The sequence below is a fragment of the Porphyromonas uenonis DSM 23387 = JCM 13868 genome (assembly GCF_000482365.1).
Taxonomy (GTDB): domain Bacteria; phylum Bacteroidota; class Bacteroidia; order Bacteroidales; family Porphyromonadaceae; genus Porphyromonas; species Porphyromonas uenonis.
Window position 1 is genome coordinate 171,237 of sequence record NZ_KI535306.1, and the last position, 17,110, is coordinate 188,346.

General features: G+C 54.2%; 20 protein-coding genes. 13 read left to right on the forward strand and 7 right to left on the reverse strand.

Features of this window, described 5'->3' with window-relative positions:
• The first annotated feature begins 9 nt into the window (after positions 1–9).
• From fabD to L215_RS0104390, 4 genes are all read left to right on the forward strand, one after another.
• A complete protein-coding gene (gene fabD / locus L215_RS0104375; protein ID WP_025883744.1) occupies positions 10–900 on the forward strand; it encodes an ACP S-malonyltransferase in 891 nt (296 codons plus the stop codon).
• A gap of 95 nt (positions 901–995) precedes the next feature.
• Complete coding sequence (gene cdd, locus L215_RS0104380) at positions 996–1,475, forward strand: cytidine deaminase (RefSeq protein ID WP_025883743.1); 480 nt, start codon at positions 996–998, stop codon at positions 1,473–1,475.
• 46 nt (positions 1,476–1,521) lie between these two features.
• Positions 1,522–2,160, forward strand: a complete 639-nt coding sequence (locus tag L215_RS0104385) for a cytidylate kinase-like family protein (protein WP_025883741.1) — start codon at positions 1,522–1,524, stop codon at positions 2,158–2,160.
• A gap of 6 nt (positions 2,161–2,166) precedes the next feature.
• Positions 2,167–2,592: a DUF695 domain-containing protein gene (locus tag L215_RS0104390; protein ID WP_025883740.1), complete on the forward strand. Its 426-nt coding sequence runs from the start codon at positions 2,167–2,169 to the stop codon at positions 2,590–2,592.
• 448 nt (positions 2,593–3,040) lie between these two features.
• Here L215_RS0104390 and L215_RS0104395 read toward each other — a convergent pair whose 3' ends face one another.
• Genes L215_RS0104395 through L215_RS0104405 form a run of 3 tightly spaced genes read right to left on the reverse strand, consistent with a single transcriptional unit; the run spans position 3,041 to position 5,119 of the window.
• On the reverse strand, positions 3,041–3,727 hold the full coding sequence (locus L215_RS0104395) for an RluA family pseudouridine synthase (RefSeq protein ID WP_025884196.1): 687 nt from the start codon (positions 3,725–3,727) through the stop codon (positions 3,041–3,043).
• Positions 3,728–3,746: 19 nt separating this feature from the next.
• On the reverse strand, positions 3,747–4,496 hold the full coding sequence (fabG, locus tag L215_RS0104400; RefSeq protein WP_025884195.1) for a 3-oxoacyl-[acyl-carrier-protein] reductase: 750 nt from the start codon (positions 4,494–4,496) through the stop codon (positions 3,747–3,749).
• Between the two features lie 5 nt (positions 4,497–4,501).
• A complete protein-coding gene (locus L215_RS0104405; protein WP_025884194.1) occupies positions 4,502–5,119 on the reverse strand; it encodes a TetR/AcrR family transcriptional regulator in 618 nt (205 codons plus the stop codon).
• Between the two features lie 107 nt (positions 5,120–5,226).
• On the opposite strand from L215_RS0104405, the gene L215_RS0104410 reads away from it, so the two are divergent.
• The gene (locus L215_RS0104410) at positions 5,227–6,396 is read left to right on the forward strand and encodes a sensor histidine kinase (protein ID WP_025884193.1); all 1,170 of its coding nucleotides are present in this window, start codon (positions 5,227–5,229) and stop codon (positions 6,394–6,396) included.
• Between the two features lie 178 nt (positions 6,397–6,574).
• Here L215_RS0104410 and L215_RS0104415 read toward each other — a convergent pair whose 3' ends face one another.
• The 4 genes from L215_RS0104415 to L215_RS0104430 form a co-directional block, all read right to left on the reverse strand.
• A complete protein-coding gene (locus L215_RS0104415) occupies positions 6,575–7,153 on the reverse strand; it encodes a CD225/dispanin family protein (RefSeq protein ID WP_025884192.1) in 579 nt (192 codons plus the stop codon).
• 66 nt (positions 7,154–7,219) lie between these two features.
• Positions 7,220–7,984, reverse strand: coding sequence for a CD225/dispanin family protein (locus L215_RS09595; protein WP_025884191.1), 765 nt, complete (start codon positions 7,982–7,984; stop codon positions 7,220–7,222).
• A gap of 437 nt (positions 7,985–8,421) precedes the next feature.
• On the reverse strand, positions 8,422–9,675 hold the full coding sequence (locus L215_RS0104425; RefSeq protein ID WP_025884189.1) for a type II toxin-antitoxin system HipA family toxin: 1,254 nt from the start codon (positions 9,673–9,675) through the stop codon (positions 8,422–8,424).
• Positions 9,676–9,678: 3 nt separating this feature from the next.
• A complete protein-coding gene (locus L215_RS0104430) occupies positions 9,679–9,999 on the reverse strand; it encodes a helix-turn-helix domain-containing protein (protein ID WP_025884187.1) in 321 nt (106 codons plus the stop codon).
• A 557-nt stretch (positions 10,000–10,556) separates the two neighbouring features.
• Here L215_RS0104430 and L215_RS0104435 point away from each other — a divergent pair.
• The 8 genes from L215_RS0104435 to L215_RS0104470 all read left to right on the forward strand — a co-directional run bounded on the left by L215_RS0104435 (position 10,557) and on the right by L215_RS0104470 (position 16,710).
• Complete coding sequence (locus L215_RS0104435; RefSeq protein WP_025884186.1) at positions 10,557–11,444, forward strand: cell division protein FtsX; 888 nt, start codon at positions 10,557–10,559, stop codon at positions 11,442–11,444.
• A 31-nt stretch (positions 11,445–11,475) separates the two neighbouring features.
• Positions 11,476–11,736, forward strand: a complete 261-nt coding sequence (locus L215_RS0104440; protein ID WP_025884185.1) for a DUF3098 domain-containing protein — start codon at positions 11,476–11,478, stop codon at positions 11,734–11,736.
• A 24-nt stretch (positions 11,737–11,760) separates the two neighbouring features.
• Positions 11,761–12,612: an undecaprenyl-diphosphate phosphatase gene (locus L215_RS0104445; protein ID WP_025884184.1), complete on the forward strand. Its 852-nt coding sequence runs from the start codon at positions 11,761–11,763 to the stop codon at positions 12,610–12,612.
• 67 nt (positions 12,613–12,679) lie between these two features.
• Positions 12,680–13,381 (forward strand): tRNA pseudouridine(55) synthase TruB, encoded by a 702-nt coding sequence (gene truB / locus L215_RS0104450; protein ID WP_027451406.1) that lies wholly within the window; start codon positions 12,680–12,682, stop codon positions 13,379–13,381.
• 40 nt (positions 13,382–13,421) lie between these two features.
• Positions 13,422–14,495 carry a tRNA preQ1(34) S-adenosylmethionine ribosyltransferase-isomerase QueA gene (gene queA / locus L215_RS0104455; RefSeq protein WP_025884181.1) on the forward strand — a complete coding sequence of 358 codons (1,074 nt, stop codon included), beginning with the start codon at positions 13,422–13,424 and terminating at the stop codon, positions 14,493–14,495.
• A 34-nt stretch (positions 14,496–14,529) separates the two neighbouring features.
• Positions 14,530–14,997 carry a 2-amino-4-hydroxy-6-hydroxymethyldihydropteridine diphosphokinase gene (gene folK, locus L215_RS0104460; RefSeq protein WP_025884180.1) on the forward strand — a complete coding sequence of 156 codons (468 nt, stop codon included), beginning with the start codon at positions 14,530–14,532 and terminating at the stop codon, positions 14,995–14,997.
• On the forward strand, positions 14,994–16,406 hold the full coding sequence (gene mnmE / locus L215_RS0104465) for a tRNA uridine-5-carboxymethylaminomethyl(34) synthesis GTPase MnmE (protein ID WP_027451407.1): 1,413 nt from the start codon (positions 14,994–14,996) through the stop codon (positions 16,404–16,406). Before folK ends, mnmE begins: the two co-directional genes overlap by 4 nt.
• 1 nt (position 16,407) lies before the next feature.
• Entirely contained in the window at positions 16,408–16,710 is a 303-nt protein-coding gene (locus L215_RS0104470) for a nitrous oxide-stimulated promoter family protein (RefSeq protein WP_025884178.1), read from the forward strand.
• Positions 16,711–17,110 lie beyond the last annotated feature (400 nt).

Sequence of the window (17,110 nt, forward strand, 5' to 3'; positions counted from 1 at the left end):
TAAGAACATATGAAAAAAGCTTTTGTATTCCCAGGTCAGGGCGCACAGTTCGTCGGTATGGGTCAAGAGATCTATACGAAGAGCGAAGCGGTACGCAAGCTCTTTGCGGAGGCAGATGAAGTGCTAGGCTTTGACCTAACCAAGACCATGTTTGAGGGTACCGAAGAGGACCTCAAGCAGACGAAGGTAACGCAGCCCGCTGTCTTCCTCCACTCTGTGGCTATGACGGTGGCGCTCGGAGATGCCTTCGCACCAGACATGGTTGCGGGACACTCGCTGGGCGAGTTCTCGGCGCTGGTTGCTAGTCGCGCCTTGCCTTTTGCCGATGCACTGCGACTTGTCTCGGAGCGTGCGCTGGCTATGCAGGCCGCTTGCGAGGCACACCCCTCGACGATGGCTGCGATCATCGGACTGCCTGACGAAAAGATCGAGGAGATCTGCCGTGGCATCTCTGATCAGGTGGTGGTTCCTGCGAACTATAACTGCTCGGGCCAGGTAGTCATCTCTGGCACTATGGAGGGTATCGCTGAGGCTTGCGAGCAGCTCAAGGCTGCGGGGGCTAAGCGTGCGCTACCACTCAAGGTGGGCGGAGCCTTTCACTCACCGCTTATGCAGCCCGCCAAGGAGCGTCTGCAGCGTGCTATCGAGGCAACGACCTTTGCCACACCTATCTGCCCGATCTATCAGAATGTAGATGCTCGTCCTCATACTGATGTGGAGGAGATCAAGGCCAATCTGATCGCTCAGCTCACGGCTCCCGTACGCTGGACGAAGAGTGTCGAGGCGATGGTCGCCGATGGCGCTACGCACTTCGTGGAGCTAGGACCAGGCAAAGTCTTAGCAGGTCTTATCGGTCGTATCGCCAGCGGTGTGACCTGTGAGAGCTTGGCAACGATCTAATGAATCTTTGCAAGAACTAAGGAGAGGACAAGTTCGGCTAGTCATCTAGTTGAGCTTGTCCTCTAGTTTATTCAGACATCTAAATAGTTAGCACTATGAGCGATAAGGAGTTACTAATCCCCTACACGCGGCTGCCCCGCTCGGAGTGGCCAGAGGTTTACGGACGTCTTGAGGAGGCTGCCGTAGAGGCTACCCGCCGGTCATATGCCCCGTACAGTCACTTTCATGTAGGTGCTGCAGCACTACTGGAGGATGGCGAGATCGTGCTGGGATGCAATCAGGAGAATGCCTCCTTCTCGCCCACGCTCTGTGCCGAGCGAACGGCCCTCTACGCCATCGGAGCGCACCACCCAGGAGCTGTCGTGGAGCGACTCATGATCGTCGCCGAGACGGAGGGCAAGCGTGTCGAGGCAATCTCCCCTTGTGGCGTGTGCCGACAGGTGATGATGGAGACGGCAAAGCGACAGGGCAAACCCTTTGAAGTAATCCTCTGCGGACTTGACGAAGCTATCGTTATCAGCGACTGTCGGCTCCTCTTGCCCTTTGCCTTTGACGGTTCAGATATTCCTTCGTAGCGCTAAGCGCACCCACCATTTGTAGAGACCTATTTCCCATTAGTATATGGCTTATCGCATCATTACGATCAGTAGACAGTATGGCTGTGGAGCTCGCACCATAGGGCGTCAGCTCTCGGAGCAACTCGGCTTGACCTATTACGACAAGGAGCTCATCCGCATGATCGCCGAAGAGAGTGGCTACGCAGCCGACTATGTCGAGGAGCAGAGCGAGTACGCCTCAACGTCGGGGCTGGACTTCATGCCGATGTCGCACGGAGCGCTCTTCTCCGTACCCATGACGGGACTCGTCGAGACACCCTCGGTGACCCGCTATCTCAACGACTTCATCCTCAAGATAGCCGAGGAAAACCCTTGCGTCATCATTGGGCGCAGTGCCGACTACATCCTACGAGACCGAGACGACGTGCTCAACGTATTCCTTTATGCCGATGTCGAGGCGCGTGTCAAGACACTCCTACAGCGAGGCGACGAGGAGACTGAGGACGAAGCGCGCAAGCGCATTGAGCAGTCCGACCGAGCCCGCCGCAAGAACTATAAGCAGATGACCAATAGGGAGTGGGGCGAGTCGACCAACTACCACCTCTGCCTCAATACGGGAGCCTTTGGTGCGCCCTGTTGTACCGACATCATTGCGCACGCCTACCAACTTCCCTGCGGTGGTGTAACCATTGGCAAGAAGTAACCCACTATGCGACTGACGGACAATTGGTTCAACGGCTTGGCCGAGAGCGAAGCTGGCCAAACGGCTCACCTGCATGTGCGTGATGAGCTGGAGGAGTTTCGCGCTACGGGCAAGTACCGCTTTGTGATCGAGATCGCTTATCCCTTTGACGGCGAAGGCATAGAGCCCTCAGATACGGACAGTGCGCAGATAGAGGCGGTGGACGAACTGCTCCAGACAGCTATGGAGCGGGACAAGATGGCGATCCTCGCAGCTTCTATCCTAGAGCCAGGACGCAAAGTGTGGCTCTATGTAAGCCGCACGTACGATCCCTTCTTCGATCGTCTCGAGGAGGTGCTGGCGGAGCTGCCCCTCTTGCCACTACAGTTTGAAGTAGTCCAAGACTCCGACTGGAGCTACTACCAGGAGCTACTAGACAAGCTACAGCCGTAGCCTAACAAACCTCCCATCATCGCCATCCGATAAACGGTTCCTCCGCTGGAACCGAAGAGTTCCTCCTCTGGAACTAAAGAGTTCCTCCCTTGGAACTGAAAAGTTCCTCCCTTGGAACTAAAAAGTTCCAAGAGGGGAACAAGTTTTGGAACTCGTAACTACTAGCACGTCAGTACGATACAAGCGATCAAACTTTCCACACCCACAAATGCAAAAGGAGACTGTTGCAAAAGTCAACAGTCTCACAATCTTGCTAGCAAGATTGTCCTGACTTTGCAGAAAGGATGAAGCGCAAGGCGCTGAGGGTGAGGTCTGAAGGGAGCATACCTCCGTATGTAACCGAAGCCGAATCCCGAAAGCAACACAGCGGTTCGCCTTTATGCAACAGTCTCAAAAGGAGATCCTCACGCTAGGTGAAGCTCTCCTTTTGTTTCGTCGGCTTGCTAGGTTACTTCGTATGGCTCAGCAAAGACCAGATAGCATCGTCCTCAGGGTACGGGGCGACGACCTCTATTTGCTCGTGCGTGACGGGGTGCTCGAAGCTTAATATACGCGCATGGAGCGAGATCCCGCCGTCTTTGTTGCTCCGTGGAGCGCCATACTTGAGGTCCCCCTTGATCGGGTAGCCCATGTGACTGAGCTGCGTACGTATCTGGTGATGCCGTCCCGTATGGAGCGTCACGGCCAGCAGACTGTAACGGTCGCCCACGGCAAGACGCTCGTAGGTGAGCCAGGCGCGCTTAGCCTCAGCGTGAGGCTCCGTCACGACGTAGCTCTTGTTTTGCTTACGATTGCGATAGAGCAGATCCTTGGCCTCGCCCGCTTTCTGAGGAAATGCCCCACAGACCACAGCGTGGTAGACTTTGTGGATCTCTCGTCGCTGAAACATAGCGTTGAGCCGTGCCAGAGCCTTCGAAGTCTTGGCAAAAAGCACGGCCCCCGACGTCGGTCTATCGATACGATGCGTGACCCCAACGAATGCCCGCCCAGGCTTGTCGTACTTATCGATGAGATAGCGCTCGACAAGCTCCGAGAGCGGTGTATCGCCCGTGCTATCACCCTGTACGAGCATCCCCGCCGGCTTATTGACGATGAGGAGATGATTGTCCTCGTAGAGGATCTGTAGGTCAGGCATCGGTCTGCTTACTAAGGCATTACATATTCATACCGCCACAGCAGGAGAGCACCTGTCCTGTCATGTAGGAGGAGAGGTCGCTCGCGAGGAAGAGAGCCACATTGGCCACATCCTCAGGCTTGCCACCACGACGTAGCGGGATCTGCTTAGCCCACTCCTTGCGTACCTCCTCGCTGAGGACAGCCGTCATATCGCTCTCGATGAAGCCTGGAGCGATGCTGTTGGCACGGATACCACGTGAGCCGAGCTCCTTGGCAACGCTCTTAGCCAGTGCGATCATACCAGCCTTAGAGGCCGAGTAGTTCACCTGCCCCGCATTGCCCGAAACACCGACGACGCTCGCCATATTGATGATGCTACCCTGACGCTGCTTCATCATGACGGGAGCCACGGCATGGGTCATATTGAAGGCGGACTTTAAGTTGACATTGATCACCGCATCCCACTGCTGCTCGCTCATACGCAGGAGCAGACCGTCACGGGTGATGCCCGCATTATTGACTAGGACGTCTAGCTTGCCAAAGTCAGCAACGATCTGATCAATGAGCTGATGCGCTGCCTCAAAGTCTGCAGCATTGCTCTCGTAGGTGCGTATCGTGACACCGCACTCCTTGGCTAGCTGAGCGTAGTAATCCTTTGCTTCGTCGGCCACCTTGAGGTCGCTGATAGCTACATGGCATCCAGCCTCTGCATACTTCGTGGCGATCGCTTTGCCGATACCACGTGCTGCTCCGGTGATCAGAGCCACTTTGTCCTGAAGTAGTTTCATAGATTCTATTGAGTTATAGGTTTTGTATTTGCATGATTGGTTAGTCCCTGTCTGAGCAGCTGCTTCATCGCAGCGATGATGCGGAGGTAGTCCTCCTTGCCGTACTCATGGTGGTAGCGATTGATGTAAGGGGCCTCCAGACTCTTGAAGCTCTTGAGGAGTAGGTAGGCTGTCGAGTTGATATCTGGGACCACTAGCTCTCCACGATCGTACCCCTCCTGCAGGATCCGCTTGAGCATGTCGTACTCGCTCTGGTCATACTTGAGGCGAAGGCGCTCAACGTTGAAAGTGTCGCTAAAGAAGCTCGCATTGTGCTCGCCCTGTCTCTGCACCGTCTTCTGAATCAGCTGCAGATGATTGTCCAGCAGCACCATCAGCTTAGTAATCGCATCGGCAGGACGAGCCAGCACTTCACTCAGCGACTGACTCATCAGACTAATCTCCCGCTCTATGACCGCCATGAGTAGCGTCTGCTTGTCCTTATAATAGGTGTAGACCGTACGCCGACTGCACCCCACAGCCTCAGCAATGGCGACCATGGTCGTCTCCTCGACTCCTTGCTGCACAAAGAGCGTGTGGGCCATTTGGACGATGCGCTGGCGCGTGTGTTGTGTAGAGGTCATAAGTGCGTGAACGATAATAAAAGCGTGAGATAACCGTTACAAAGATACAGCTTTGCGCCGAAAGTACCCTTTGGGATCAAGCGCACGCCATTCTAATCCTCACCCACATGTCATCTTCTAGGAGATTACTCGGCACCCTGCCTACCAATATACTACTTGTCGTGCTGGCGCTCGTCGTGGCACTCCTACCGCTCGTTCTCTCGGAGCCACTCGTGAGACGCATGGCCGACGAGGAGCGGCTCAAGATGCAGACCTGGGCGGAGGCGACCGAGTGCATAGCCAGCCAAAGCGACGAGCAGCTCAATGCCTTAGCTCTCCAAATCCTAGAGTCAAACACGACCATACCGCTCATCCTCACAGACAGCCTCGGGAATATCTTGGGATACAAAAACATTGACTCCGTGGCGGTCGCTCGTGACTCGACCTATCTGGCGAGGCGACTCACGGCTTTTCGCTCTGGCTATGCACCCATTGAGATAGACCTAGGCACCGCTGGGCGCCAATACCTTTACTACAGCGACAGCAGTAACCTAAGGCGATTGCTACGTTTCCCCTATCTGCAGACGGGCATCTTCATCCTCTACATCATCATCCTCGTCCTCACCATTCGCAGCCTACTGCACTGGGAGCAAGACCGCATATGGGTCGGACTCAGCAAGGAGACCGCCCACCAGCTCGGCACGCCTATCTCTTCGCTCATGGCGTGGACCGAACTGCTCAAGAGCTATGACCTACCTCCCGAAATCATCGAGAGCATAGGCCAAGATGTCAATCGCCTCGAGCTGATCGCACACCGCTTCCAAAAGGTCGGCAGCCTACCCGAGCTCTCGCCCATAGAGCTCAACGGACTGATCGCCACCTCTGTGCAATACCTCGCGCGACGCATCTCCAGACAGGTAGAGATCGTCTTCGAGCCAGCAGCTGAAGAGCTCTACTGTCTCATCACGCCCGACCTCATGAGCTGGGTCGTAGAGAATATCGTCAAGAACGGTGTCGACGCCATGGACGGCAAGGGTACGATCACCATCACCACAGAGGCACACGGCAAGAACGCCTATCTCGAGATCACCGACACGGGCCGTGGTATGACACGAGCCACGCAGCGGATGATCTTCAAGCCAGGCTTCACGACCAAGGAGCGTGGCTGGGGGCTCGGCTTGTCGCTCGCACGTCGCATCATACGTCACTACTTCCGCGGGCGCATCTACGTCAAGCGCTCCGAGCTACAAGTCGGCACCACCTTCCGCATCGCCCTCCCCCTGCAACAGCTCCCCTAACCCACTCGCCGTCCTTCCTTTCAAAAGTCTGAAAACGCTTCCGTGAAGAACAAAATATCCACGGGTGAAATTAACTTCTCCCGTGGATATCTAAGGTGAGGTCTACTTTTCCGACCAGTTATGGTTCAGTCCTTTCAGTTGTAAGACACAAAACCTTATCGACTAGCCAAGATACCGCCTATACAGTTGCCGAAACAGCTGCCGAAACAGCTGATGCGGCTACAATAGCTGCGATAATGAATATGGCTATAGTAATGCCGATGCACACTGCAGCCGCAATGGCCAAACCCTTAGCCCACTGGAGGGACTTACGACTTGCCCGCTCAGAACCCTCGTAGTCTCCTCTGTCATAGAGTGAGGAGACCTGTATGGAGTAAATAAGAGGTATAATACCTAGCGGGAAGAAAAGAATGGCGCAGAGGACACCCCACACAAGATTGTCGGGTGGCATCTTGGGACGGTTTTGTGGTTGCATAGGGCTACCCATCGGGGCGCCGGCGCCATACGCGGGGCCGTAAGGTGTACCATAAGGTGTGCCGTTAGATGGACTGTAAGATGGAGCTCCCGCATAGGGACTGGGACCTGACACTTGCGGTCCAAAGAGGGGACGTAGCTCATCCAGTGCTTGAGCAGGACAAGCATTGACCACGCCTTCGACACGTATTAACGTTTGGGGTGTAACCCCACGAGAGGACAACTCCTCAAGCGTATAAGGACCTACATCCTGTCCGTTGTGGACGATATAGTACTGTCTCATAGATATCTATAAATTACTAACATTGTGTCTCTAGTCATACGAATCTCATTGGATTCTCCCTAGAGTTTACCATACGGAGAAAAAGCCACCAAGGAAGTTCAATCCTAGGAAAATCAAGAATATTATCGAAGACCACTTGACCCAGGCTTGAGCCGTACGACTAGCCTCCCAAGCGCCCCTGTAGTCACCTCTGTTGTAGCATGATCCAACGCGAGATGAATAGATCGTCGCACCTATACCTCCTGGCAAGCATAAGAATATCAGGATGATACTCCATACAAGATAGTTAGGAGGCAGGACACCCTCTATCTCTTGTGATGGTGGAATGGTCGTAAATGGATTCGCCGTTGACCCGTCCGATCTGTATTGAGGAGCCTGCTGGTACTGTTGCCCCTGAGGAGCACCGTTGTAGTTAGGTGTCTGCTGATACTGTTGACCCTGAGGAGCTCCATTATAGTTAGGTGTCTGCTGGTACTGTTGACCCTGAGGAGCACCATTGTAGTTAGGTGTCTGCTGGTACTGTCGACCCTGAGGCGCGCCATTGTAGTTAGGAGCCTGCTGGTACTGTTGACCCTGAGGCGCACCATTGTAGTTAGGAGCCTGCTGGTTGGGCTGTTCTTGCGTTCCTTGGGGCGGTTGCTGGTACTGTTGTGTCTGGGGAGACTGCTGCCCTAAAAGTGGTCGTAGCTCTTCAAACTCACTCGCAGGACAAGGTTCTCCCATACCCTCTGTCCAGATCATAGTCTCAGGTGTCAACTCTCGTGACGCCAACTCGTCTAGCGTGTAGGGTCCCCTTTTCTGTCCGGAGAGGACGATGAAGTACTGGCTCATAGTTCTATTCTGTTTTATGCTTAGTATTTATTGCGATACGAGTGGGTCGAGCAGACTGGGCGAGGCTCGCCACAGCGACTTGACCTAGGCAGACACTACCGTATATGCTACTATGAAGAGTAACATACTTATCTCGTGGAGAGACTTCAGCAGTATATATGGGTAGTGACATCTCAAACGTCAATTTAGTGAGAAGTCAGCCTCTCTTTAAGTGCCCCTCACTCTTGATACGCAAAGATATGTACTTATTTTGACAGATGCAATACCCTAAAAGATGCGATCCCCCTCCTCTTGCGCCAAAAGAGGAAACGAAATACGGCCAAACATGGAAACGAAATACGGCCAAGTGTGGAAACGACGAAGGAGTCTTCGTCGCTTTGAGCTGAAAGTAAATTAGTTATATCGAGACGCTCTTGACCAGACAGCTCGCCGAGCGTCTACCCCAAGGGAGCCCAGCGATCAGCGAAGCTCGCTATTTCTCTCTTGGGGACTTCCAGCTGAGTGGCCAATGCCTGCCAGTCTTTCAGAGCTTCACATACCTCCGATATGATGCTGTCGGCGACCGGTCTACTGAGCATATATTCCTCTGAGGCATCACCTAGGAGCGAAAGGTCTGCCTCGTTAGACGTAGACGTGATCAGCAAGCTTTGGTGCCTGCTGAGTGTCGGATTTAGATCATAGGCGGGAGATAGCGTCCAGCCTTTTGGGGTAAGTAAGAAACCGTGATTTCGGAAGTGATCATCACTATTACCGATACAGATATTGAAAGCGACACGACGGTACAACTCTCGCAGATTGTTGTCGACATCGGCACCGTAACGAATGATAAAGTCTACGATATCCAAGTAGCCGTGGCCATTTGTGGCATTGTCACCATCATGCAGTCCGAGGAGTGTCATGGCGGATGCAAAGTGGATACGCTTCCCGCTCTTCGTCCTGTCAAAACGCTGAGAGATAAGCGTATGACGACTATCAGAGGTCTGTAGGGTCCTCGTCTCAGCCACCGATATGCCAGCCCTTTTCGCTAGCAAATGGCACAGATGTTCCCACAGCTCTGCATCATAGTCATCTTGGCGGGAGGGAAACTTTGCGACACACAATGATCCATCCGTATCTATCACACTTGCCTTGGGGCGTGCTCCTCCCAGAGATGAGCCAGGCTGAATCAGCTGTGCAATCCATTTTTTGTCAGGAAGTTCGTTCTGCTGCTCGCTTTGCTCTATTTGTCTGGCTGCAAACTCCAGATCTCGAATGTTTGCCAGGGGGGGAACCCTTAGCGTTGGTGTACTATTGATAAAGTCGGCATCTGCACGCTCTTTGAATCGAAAGCCTCCCATCCGAGAGTAATCATCAATTCCTAATAGGTAGTCAAATGAAGAGAGTCGGCGCAGAGGACGTCCTTCCTCTTGGGCTAAGAGTTGCTCTCGACGATTGAGCAATGTTCGCCCCCACCTATCGGGCAAAGCATCGGAGAAACACCCGAAGATATCACAACCTGCCGCTGTATATTGGACTCCTGGGTAGTTATTAAGATCTGCACTCAGGAGGAGTTCGCCTGCCTTACGTAGCCACTCTTCATCAAAGCTGAAGCCATAACTATCCCCTCCACGCAGAGATTCGTAGCTCAGCTCTCCTATTAGCGCAGGCTCCTTCAGCCAGTCAAAATCAGCGTATACCAGTAGCTTCTGCATAGATTATTCTTTCTTAGAGGCTCGACGACGAGCAACGAGCGACAGATCCTGGAGGCGGCGCCCTAGCTCATCCTCTCGAGCGATGTAGAGGATGTCATCTTCGAGTTGCAAGGCGTAGAGCACCCGCAGGTAAATTCCAATAGAGACGGAGGGCGTGCCTCGCTCTATGCGTGAGACGGTCAGTGTCGAGCATGTAGCTCGCTCAGCGACCTGTGCGATGGAGAGGTTACGCCTCAGGCGAGCCAACTTGATTTGCTCGCCTACCTCCTGCATCTTTAGCTCTAATTTGCGGGGTAGCTTCGTACCCATTGTGTTTTTCGTCATATCACTCAACCTATCATATAATATGCAAAGATACAACTTTATCGTTACTATTATAACTGTTGGCGGGAATACGTCAGGACTGACGCATTATAATCAGCCGTCTAGAAGTGGCACATGACGATAACTAGGAAATAGTCATTTCGATTATCGCTACACAGTGTCTACGAGACCTCTCTGATTACTCCTTTCTCCCGAAGAACGGAATTCCTACCTAGGAATTTGCCAAATAGCTACCTAGGAATTCCCCCAATTCCTACCTAGCAAATCAAAAATATCTACGGAGGAATTTGAGCAATTCCTAGGTAGGAAATGAGACGAGCGCATTTTTATAATGCGTCACCCCTGGGGAATACGTTCTGCTCAGATTGCTTTTGCTGGTGGAATATACGGGCCTGTAGCTCCGCTTCGGATATTTGAGTACCTTTGCACAAAGATGTATGATGCCCTTTGTATGGTCTCTGAATATAGACTAGGGAGGGGACGCATCGCTAATTGACCTGTTTTTATCTGTATATACCACAGCTCGTACATTTTACAGTTAAGATTTACGCTTGCCTATGTCGCATCACACCCCTCGTTCACGGCGCCGATCGCTACTCCCCTCGTCTAGGATTATTGCGATCGTATGTATCGCCTTACCTCTCTTCCTGCTGGGATCTATAGCTCTCCTCGAGGTGGGCAAGTGTCACCTAGAGCAGTCGGTGCGTGAGGAGATGACCTTCACCGTCCTGCTAGACCCAGAGACGACTGCTCAGGATAGCATCGAACTGATGCAGCAAGTGCAGCAAGCACCTTACATCAAGGATGTCAACTACATAACGCCTGACGAGGCGGCACGACAACTAGAGGAGGAGATCGGCGAAGACCCCGTCGCGGTCCTTGGCTTTAACCCCTTACAACCCTCGCTAGAGGTGCATCTCAAGTCACAGTACGCTGTGGCCGATAGCATGGCGCAGATAGAGAGCGACTTCGCATCGTGGGGCAACGTGCAGATGATGAGTTACCGTGGAGATATGCTCCAGATGATCGATGAGAATATGCAGCATCTCTCGACGATCCTACTGATCGTCTCGCTGATTCTGCTGATCATCGCTATCATACAGGTCAATAGTATGACCCACATTATGATCTACAGTCGGCGCTTCCTGATCCGCTCTATGACCCTATTGGGAGCTAAGCCAAGCTTGATCCGTAAGCCCTTTACCACTTACAGTATATTCAACGGGCTGTGGGGTGGTTTGCTAGCGACTTGTATGATTATAGGCTTGCTCTGCTATATGACACAGCGCAACCCGCTACTCCTCCAGAGCTACCTCAGCTACAGCGAGGTGGCGATCATCCTCGGAGGAATCATCTGCCTCGGCATCCTACTTTCGTGGATCACCGCCTCTATCTCGACGAGCCGATACATTCGTATGGATGGCGGACGGATCGTCATGGCTTAGTCATTATCTTATCCATCACAACTTATCAATTATGGTATTTGGCAAGAAGAATTATATCCTCCTAGCGGTCTCCGTGGGGATCATCATACTGGGGCTCCTCTTGATGTCAGGCGGAGGTAGCGCAGACAGCACAGAGTTTACGGCTGAGATCTTTAGCACACGTCGTATCGTGGTGGCGCCTATCGTCACGTTGGTCGGCTTCCTCCTAATCATCTATGCGATCATGGCTAAGCCCAAAGATCCCAACAAAAGCAACGGCAAGGATAGCAACACTAAGCCACAAAGCAAGTAAACCCCTTGTGCCGCAACGCTTAAGATGACGATACTTGAATCCATTATTCTAGCCATCGTAGAGGGCTTGACGGAGTTTCTCCCCGTCAGTTCTACGGGACACATGATCCTTACGCAGGGGGCGCTTGGTATGGAGAGTACGCCTTTCCTACGCGCCTTTACGGTGATGATCCAGTTTGGCGCGATCCTCTCGGTCGTGGTGCTGTACTACAAGCGCTTCTTCACCTTTCGAATTGAGGAGGGCGCACGACAGCTACCGCAGCGGTGGCAGTGGGTAGGACACTTCTCCTTTTACATCAAGCTCCTCGTGGGACTGATCCCCGCAGCGGTCATCGGGCTACTACTGGAGGAGCAGATAGACCAGCTCCTAGACAATGTCTATGTGGTCGCCACGACGCTCTTCCTAGGCGGTATCTTCATGCTCTTCATCGATCGCATCTGGCCAGCTCAGAGTCAGACGGCAGAGCGCCCATCGTACCGCAACGCTTTCGTCATAGGTTGCTTTCAGACCATCGCTATGATCCCAGGCGTGTCACGCTCTATGGCGACAATCGTGGGGGGACTGCAACAGCGACTCACAAGACGCGCAGCGACCGAGTTCTCCTTCTTCCTAGCGGTGCCGACGATGCTCGGTGCCACTCTGCTCAAGGGGTACAAACTTCTCTCCGATCCCGTCTCTAGTCAGATACTTCAGGAAAACTGGATGGCACTCCTCGTGGGCAATGTGGTAGCTTTCGTAGTGGCTCTGCTAGCGATCAAGTTCTTTATCAACTATGTAACCCGCTACGGCTTCAAGCTCTTCGGCTACTACCGTATCGTGGTCGGTCTACTGGTACTCATCCTACTGCTCTGTGGGGTGCCTCTAGCGATGCACTAATAAGATGAATCAGGAAGTCTCCTCCAAGCTATACACTCCTGCCGACCTACAGGCTCATCGCCCCCTCATGTTACGTACGGGAGCGATCATACCACTGGACAAGCCGTTGGGGTGGACCTCCTTTGACGTGGTCAATAAGTTGCGCATCATGGTGCGTCAGGTGACGGGCATCAAGCGCATCAAGGTAGGCCACGCTGGGACGCTTGATCCGCAGGCGACGGGCGTACTGGTGCTCTGTACGGGGCGTGCCACGAAGCTCATCGAGCAGCTGATGGATCATGACAAAGAGTACTGCGCCACGCTTCAGCTCGGAGCCACGACGCCCTCCTTCGACAGCGAGCACGAGATTGACGCGACTTATCCCTACGAACATATCACGGAGGAGATGGTGCGGAGCACCCTGCGCCAGTTCACGGGAGAGATAGACCAGCGACCTCCGAGCTTCTCAGCGGTCAAGGTGGGCGGTATACGCGCCTACGACCTAGCCCGTCAGGGACAGGAGGTAGAGCTAGCACACAAGCACGTCACCATCCACGAGCTGGAGCTGGTCAGCTTCACGCCCCCCACCCTACAGCTACGCATCGTCTGTAGCAGAGGCACCTACATTCGTTCGCTAGCACGCGACCTCGGCACGGCTCTCGACTCGGGAGCTTATCTCACTCAGCTGGTGCGGACACGCTCTGGCGAGATTTCTCAGGCGAACTGCTTTAGCCTCGACCAACTGGACGAGCTACTCGCCCTAACGCCCGACGAGGAGGAGCTCTCCTGACTACTATATTCCCTCTATCCCATTAGAAACAGAATCCAATATGCGACATAAAGCGAAGCTTTCACACTTTGACTACAAGCTCCCCGAGGAGCTCATTGCTCAGTATCCGACCACCTTCAGAGATCAGTCTCGGATGATGGTGCTGCACCGCACCGATGGCTCCATCGAGCATAAGAACTTTGTGGACATCCTCGACTACTTTGGCGAAAAAGACACCTTTGTCTTCAACGATACGAAGGTTTTCCCCGCAAGGCTCTATGGACTGAAAGAGAAGAATCAAGCGAAGATCGAGGTCTTCCTCCTGCGTGAGCTCAACGACTCCCTGCGTCTATGGGATGTCCTCGTAGATCCAGCCCGCAAGATCCGCATCGGCAACAAGCTCGAGTTCGGCGAGGAGGGCGGAGCTCCCGTGCTGGTCGCTGAGGTTATCGACAATACCATCTCGCGAGGACGTATCCTACGCTTCCTCTACGACGGCTCTCACGAGGACTTCCTCAAGGATCTGTACAGTCTAGGCGAAGCTCCACTACCCGCGGAGATCAAGCGCCCCGCTGAGCCAAGTGATCTAGAGCGTTACCAGAGTGTCTTTGCGAAGCACATCGGCGCCGTCTGCGCTCCTGCGGCAAGCCTGCACTTTAGCGACATCATCCTGCACAAGCTTCGTCTGCAGGGCTGCAACCTTGCTTTCCTCACGCTACACCACAACCTCTCCAGCTATCAGGAGATCGAGGTGGAGGCGATCAGCAAGTATAAGGTGGAGAACGAAGAGATGTACATCCCCCTCGAGTGCTGCGACATCGTCAACCAAGCGCGCGACGACAATGCGCAGATCGTTGCCGTCGGGGCTACCGTCATGCGAGCCCTCGAGACGGGCGTCAGCACGGACGGCTACCTCAAGGAGTTCAGTGGCTGGACCAATGAATTCATCTACCCGCCTTATCACATTCACCTGCCGACCGCTATGCTGACCAACTTCAATGCACCAAAGAGTATCAACCTCATGTGCGCCGCCACCATGGGCGGAGAGAAGAATGTGATGAATGCGATGAATGTGGCGGTCAAGGAGAAGTACCGCTTCGGTTGCTACGGGGATGCGCTCCTCATTATGGACTAAAGGATCCTGCTAAGCCTCTCTCACTGTCGCTCCTATGCCTACTGCTTACATAGCCCTCGGTAGCAACCTCGACGAGCCTCGTCATCAGTTGCTAGAGGCGATCAGGCGAATGCGCCTTCGTGGGCTCCAGATCTACAGTATCGCACCCTTTGTGGAGACTCGCCCCGTGGGATTCGCTTCGGAGCATCTCTTCCTCAATAGCGTTGTGGCTGCTCACACGACAGCCACGCCAGCAGAGCTTTTGGCACAGCTTCAGGAGATCGAGCGGAAGATGGGGCGACTGCACAAGTCGCACGACGGGATCTACTCCGACCGAGTCATAGACCTAGACATCCTGCTCTACGACCAGCGTGTCGTGACCACGCCTGAGCTCACCATCCCGCATCCTCGTATGTGTGAGCGAGCCTTCGTCGTGCAGCCACTCAGCTACATAGCGCCCGAACTCACCATCCCCACGACGGGGGCCACCGTGGCTCAGCTACTAGCCGCCCTGCCCTCATGATACATGATCTGAGCGAAACGATCTGCGCGCCTGCCACCGCACTAGGCGGGGGGCTAGCCGTCATACGTATCTCGGGAAGCTTAGCCCCGCAGATTGCTGAGACGCTTCTTGGCAAAAGGCTCGCGCCTCGTGAAGCCACGACCACTGGACTGCGAATTGACGGACAACTCATAGACCTCGTCGTAGCCACCTACTTTGCCGCGCCACACTCCTACACTGGCGAGGAGGTCGTCGAGCTCTCCTGCCACGCCTCTCCCTTCATCGTACGCTCTATACTAGAGTGGGTCACTCAGCAAGAGGGGTGCCGTATGGCCGATCCAGGCGAATTTACCCGTCGTGCCTTAGCGCATGGCAAGCTCGACCTCGCCGAGGCAGAGGCGGTCGCCGACCTCATCGCTGCGACCACTGCCACACAGCACAAGATGGCTATGCAGCAGCATACCGGCAGGCTCAGTCATCTGCTCAACGAACTGCGGGCGACGCTCCTACGCTTTGCCGGTCTCCTCGAGCTGGAGCTAGACTTTAGCGAAGAGGATGTCGCCTTTGCCGATCGCACCACTTTAGCTGAAACGTTAGCCACCATACAGCACCAGCTTCGCCTGCTCACGCAAAGCTTCAGCACCGGGCAAGAGCTCCAGCAAGGCATCCCGACCGCTATCATCGGCGCACCCAACGTAGGCAAGAGCAGCCTCCTCAACGCCCTTCTCCAACACGAGCGAGCCATCGTCAGCGACATCCCTGGCACCACCCGCGACACCGTCGAGGGGCGACTAACCATCCGTGGTACACTCTTCCGACTCATTGACACCGCTGGCCTGCGCCAGACGACCGACCTCGTGGAGCAACTAGGCATCGAGCGTAGCTACCAGCAGATCTCCTCGGCACGGCTCATCCTTTGGGTCATCGCCCCGCCCCTACCCACGTGGGACGAGCTAGAGACACAACTCGGTGAACTCCTACCACGCACCTCCCCCGACAGTACCCTCATGCTCCTGCTCAACAAGCGGGATCTACTCACCGAGAGCGAGGTCACGGACTGGCTCAGCCACTGCTCCGACCAGCTACAGCGCATCACAGACAAGCGGCACACTACCCCTCCGCTAGCCATCTCAGCACGAGCCGCTGAGGGCATCGAAGCCCTCGAAGAGCTTATGGTCACCCACACTCACACCCTGCACGGAGAGGAGGAGACTGTGATGCTCTACAACCTGCGCCACTACGAGGCGCTCACCAAGGCAAGTCTTGCCTTAGAGTTGGTCTCCGAGGGACTCCACAACGGCTTGACCAGCGACCTCATCACCCCCTATCTCCGTGAGGCTATCGAAGAGATCGGTCTCGTCACAGGCGCCTCCATCACCTCCGACGAAGTGCTCGGCTACATCTTCTCCCACTTCTGCATCGGCAAGTAGTATGGGCCAGGGACGCATCGCAGAGGAGCAGCAGGTCATTCGGCAAATGATCCAGCTCTACTGCAGGAAGAAAGAGGGAAATGAAACGCTCTGCGACAGTTGTCGCGAGCTACTCGAATACGCCACACGGCGACTAGACCGCTGCCACTACGGCGCAGCGAAGCCCACCTGCCGCAAATGCCCCATACACTGCTACCGACCCGACATGAAAGCCCGCATTCAGACGGTGATGCGCTGGGCCGGTCCTCGTATGCTCTTCCACCACCCCCTCGCCGCCGTCAAGCATCTCCTCCGCGAGCTCTAATCTCCGCCCCCATACAAGGTTACAATTCGAAAGCAAAGCGACAAGTCCTGACGCTTTGTCACCTGTCCATGCCAATTCTCAGGGAAGAATTTCCCAATACCTCACGAGGCAGCGAAATTTCCCCACGGAGGGCCGAAATCAAAGTTCGGAAGAATGAAATGAAACTTCGGAAGAAGCAAATCAAACTTCCGAAGTTTTTTTTCGTTCCTCGCTGGCTAATCCACGATCTCCACGGAGGGATCGTTCGATTTCCTCGATAGTGCCGTAAATAAAGTCACTCTGTATAATGTGTCACCCTATGGAGACATCTAGAAATTTCGTACATTTGCTGGCGATCAGGTACACATTTTCCTCGAAAATCAAGCGGATTTTCCAAAAACAGCCCTGTAATCAACTGACA

Excerpts from the sequence above, each read along its gene's own strand:
- cdd (WP_025883743.1), top strand. The coding sequence starts at position 996 with ATGAGCGATAAGGAGTTACTAATCCCCTACACGCGGCTGCCCCGCTCG.
- folK (WP_025884180.1), top strand. The coding sequence starts at position 14,530 with ATGCCTACTGCTTACATAGCCCTCGGTAGCAACCTCGACGAGCCTCGT.
- L215_RS0104385 (WP_025883741.1), top strand. The coding sequence starts at position 1,522 with ATGGCTTATCGCATCATTACGATCAGTAGACAGTATGGCTGTGGAGCT.
- queA (WP_025884181.1), top strand. The coding sequence starts at position 13,422 with ATGCGACATAAAGCGAAGCTTTCACACTTTGACTACAAGCTCCCCGAG.
- L215_RS0104470 (WP_025884178.1), top strand. The coding sequence starts at position 16,408 with ATGGGCCAGGGACGCATCGCAGAGGAGCAGCAGGTCATTCGGCAAATG.
- L215_RS0104445 (WP_025884184.1), top strand. The coding sequence starts at position 11,761 with ATGACGATACTTGAATCCATTATTCTAGCCATCGTAGAGGGCTTGACG.
- mnmE (WP_027451407.1), top strand. The coding sequence starts at position 14,994 with ATGATACATGATCTGAGCGAAACGATCTGCGCGCCTGCCACCGCACTA.
- L215_RS0104435 (WP_025884186.1), top strand. The coding sequence starts at position 10,557 with ATGTCGCATCACACCCCTCGTTCACGGCGCCGATCGCTACTCCCCTCG.
- L215_RS0104405 (WP_025884194.1), bottom strand. The coding sequence starts at position 5,119 with ATGACCTCTACACAACACACGCGCCAGCGCATCGTCCAAATGGCCCAC.
- L215_RS0104425 (WP_025884189.1), bottom strand. The coding sequence starts at position 9,675 with ATGCAGAAGCTACTGGTATACGCTGATTTTGACTGGCTGAAGGAGCCT.
- L215_RS0104440 (WP_025884185.1), top strand. The coding sequence starts at position 11,476 with ATGGTATTTGGCAAGAAGAATTATATCCTCCTAGCGGTCTCCGTGGGG.
- fabG (WP_025884195.1), bottom strand. The coding sequence starts at position 4,496 with ATGAAACTACTTCAGGACAAAGTGGCTCTGATCACCGGAGCAGCACGT.
- L215_RS0104410 (WP_025884193.1), top strand. The coding sequence starts at position 5,227 with ATGTCATCTTCTAGGAGATTACTCGGCACCCTGCCTACCAATATACTA.
- truB (WP_027451406.1), top strand. The coding sequence starts at position 12,680 with ATGTTACGTACGGGAGCGATCATACCACTGGACAAGCCGTTGGGGTGG.
- L215_RS09595 (WP_025884191.1), bottom strand. The coding sequence starts at position 7,984 with ATGAGCCAGTACTTCATCGTCCTCTCCGGACAGAAAAGGGGACCCTAC.
- L215_RS0104430 (WP_025884187.1), bottom strand. The coding sequence starts at position 9,999 with ATGACGAAAAACACAATGGGTACGAAGCTACCCCGCAAATTAGAGCTA.
- L215_RS0104415 (WP_025884192.1), bottom strand. The coding sequence starts at position 7,153 with ATGAGACAGTACTATATCGTCCACAACGGACAGGATGTAGGTCCTTAT.
- L215_RS0104395 (WP_025884196.1), bottom strand. The coding sequence starts at position 3,727 with ATGCCTGACCTACAGATCCTCTACGAGGACAATCATCTCCTCATCGTC.
- L215_RS0104390 (WP_025883740.1), top strand. The coding sequence starts at position 2,167 with ATGCGACTGACGGACAATTGGTTCAACGGCTTGGCCGAGAGCGAAGCT.
- fabD (WP_025883744.1), top strand. The coding sequence starts at position 10 with ATGAAAAAAGCTTTTGTATTCCCAGGTCAGGGCGCACAGTTCGTCGGT.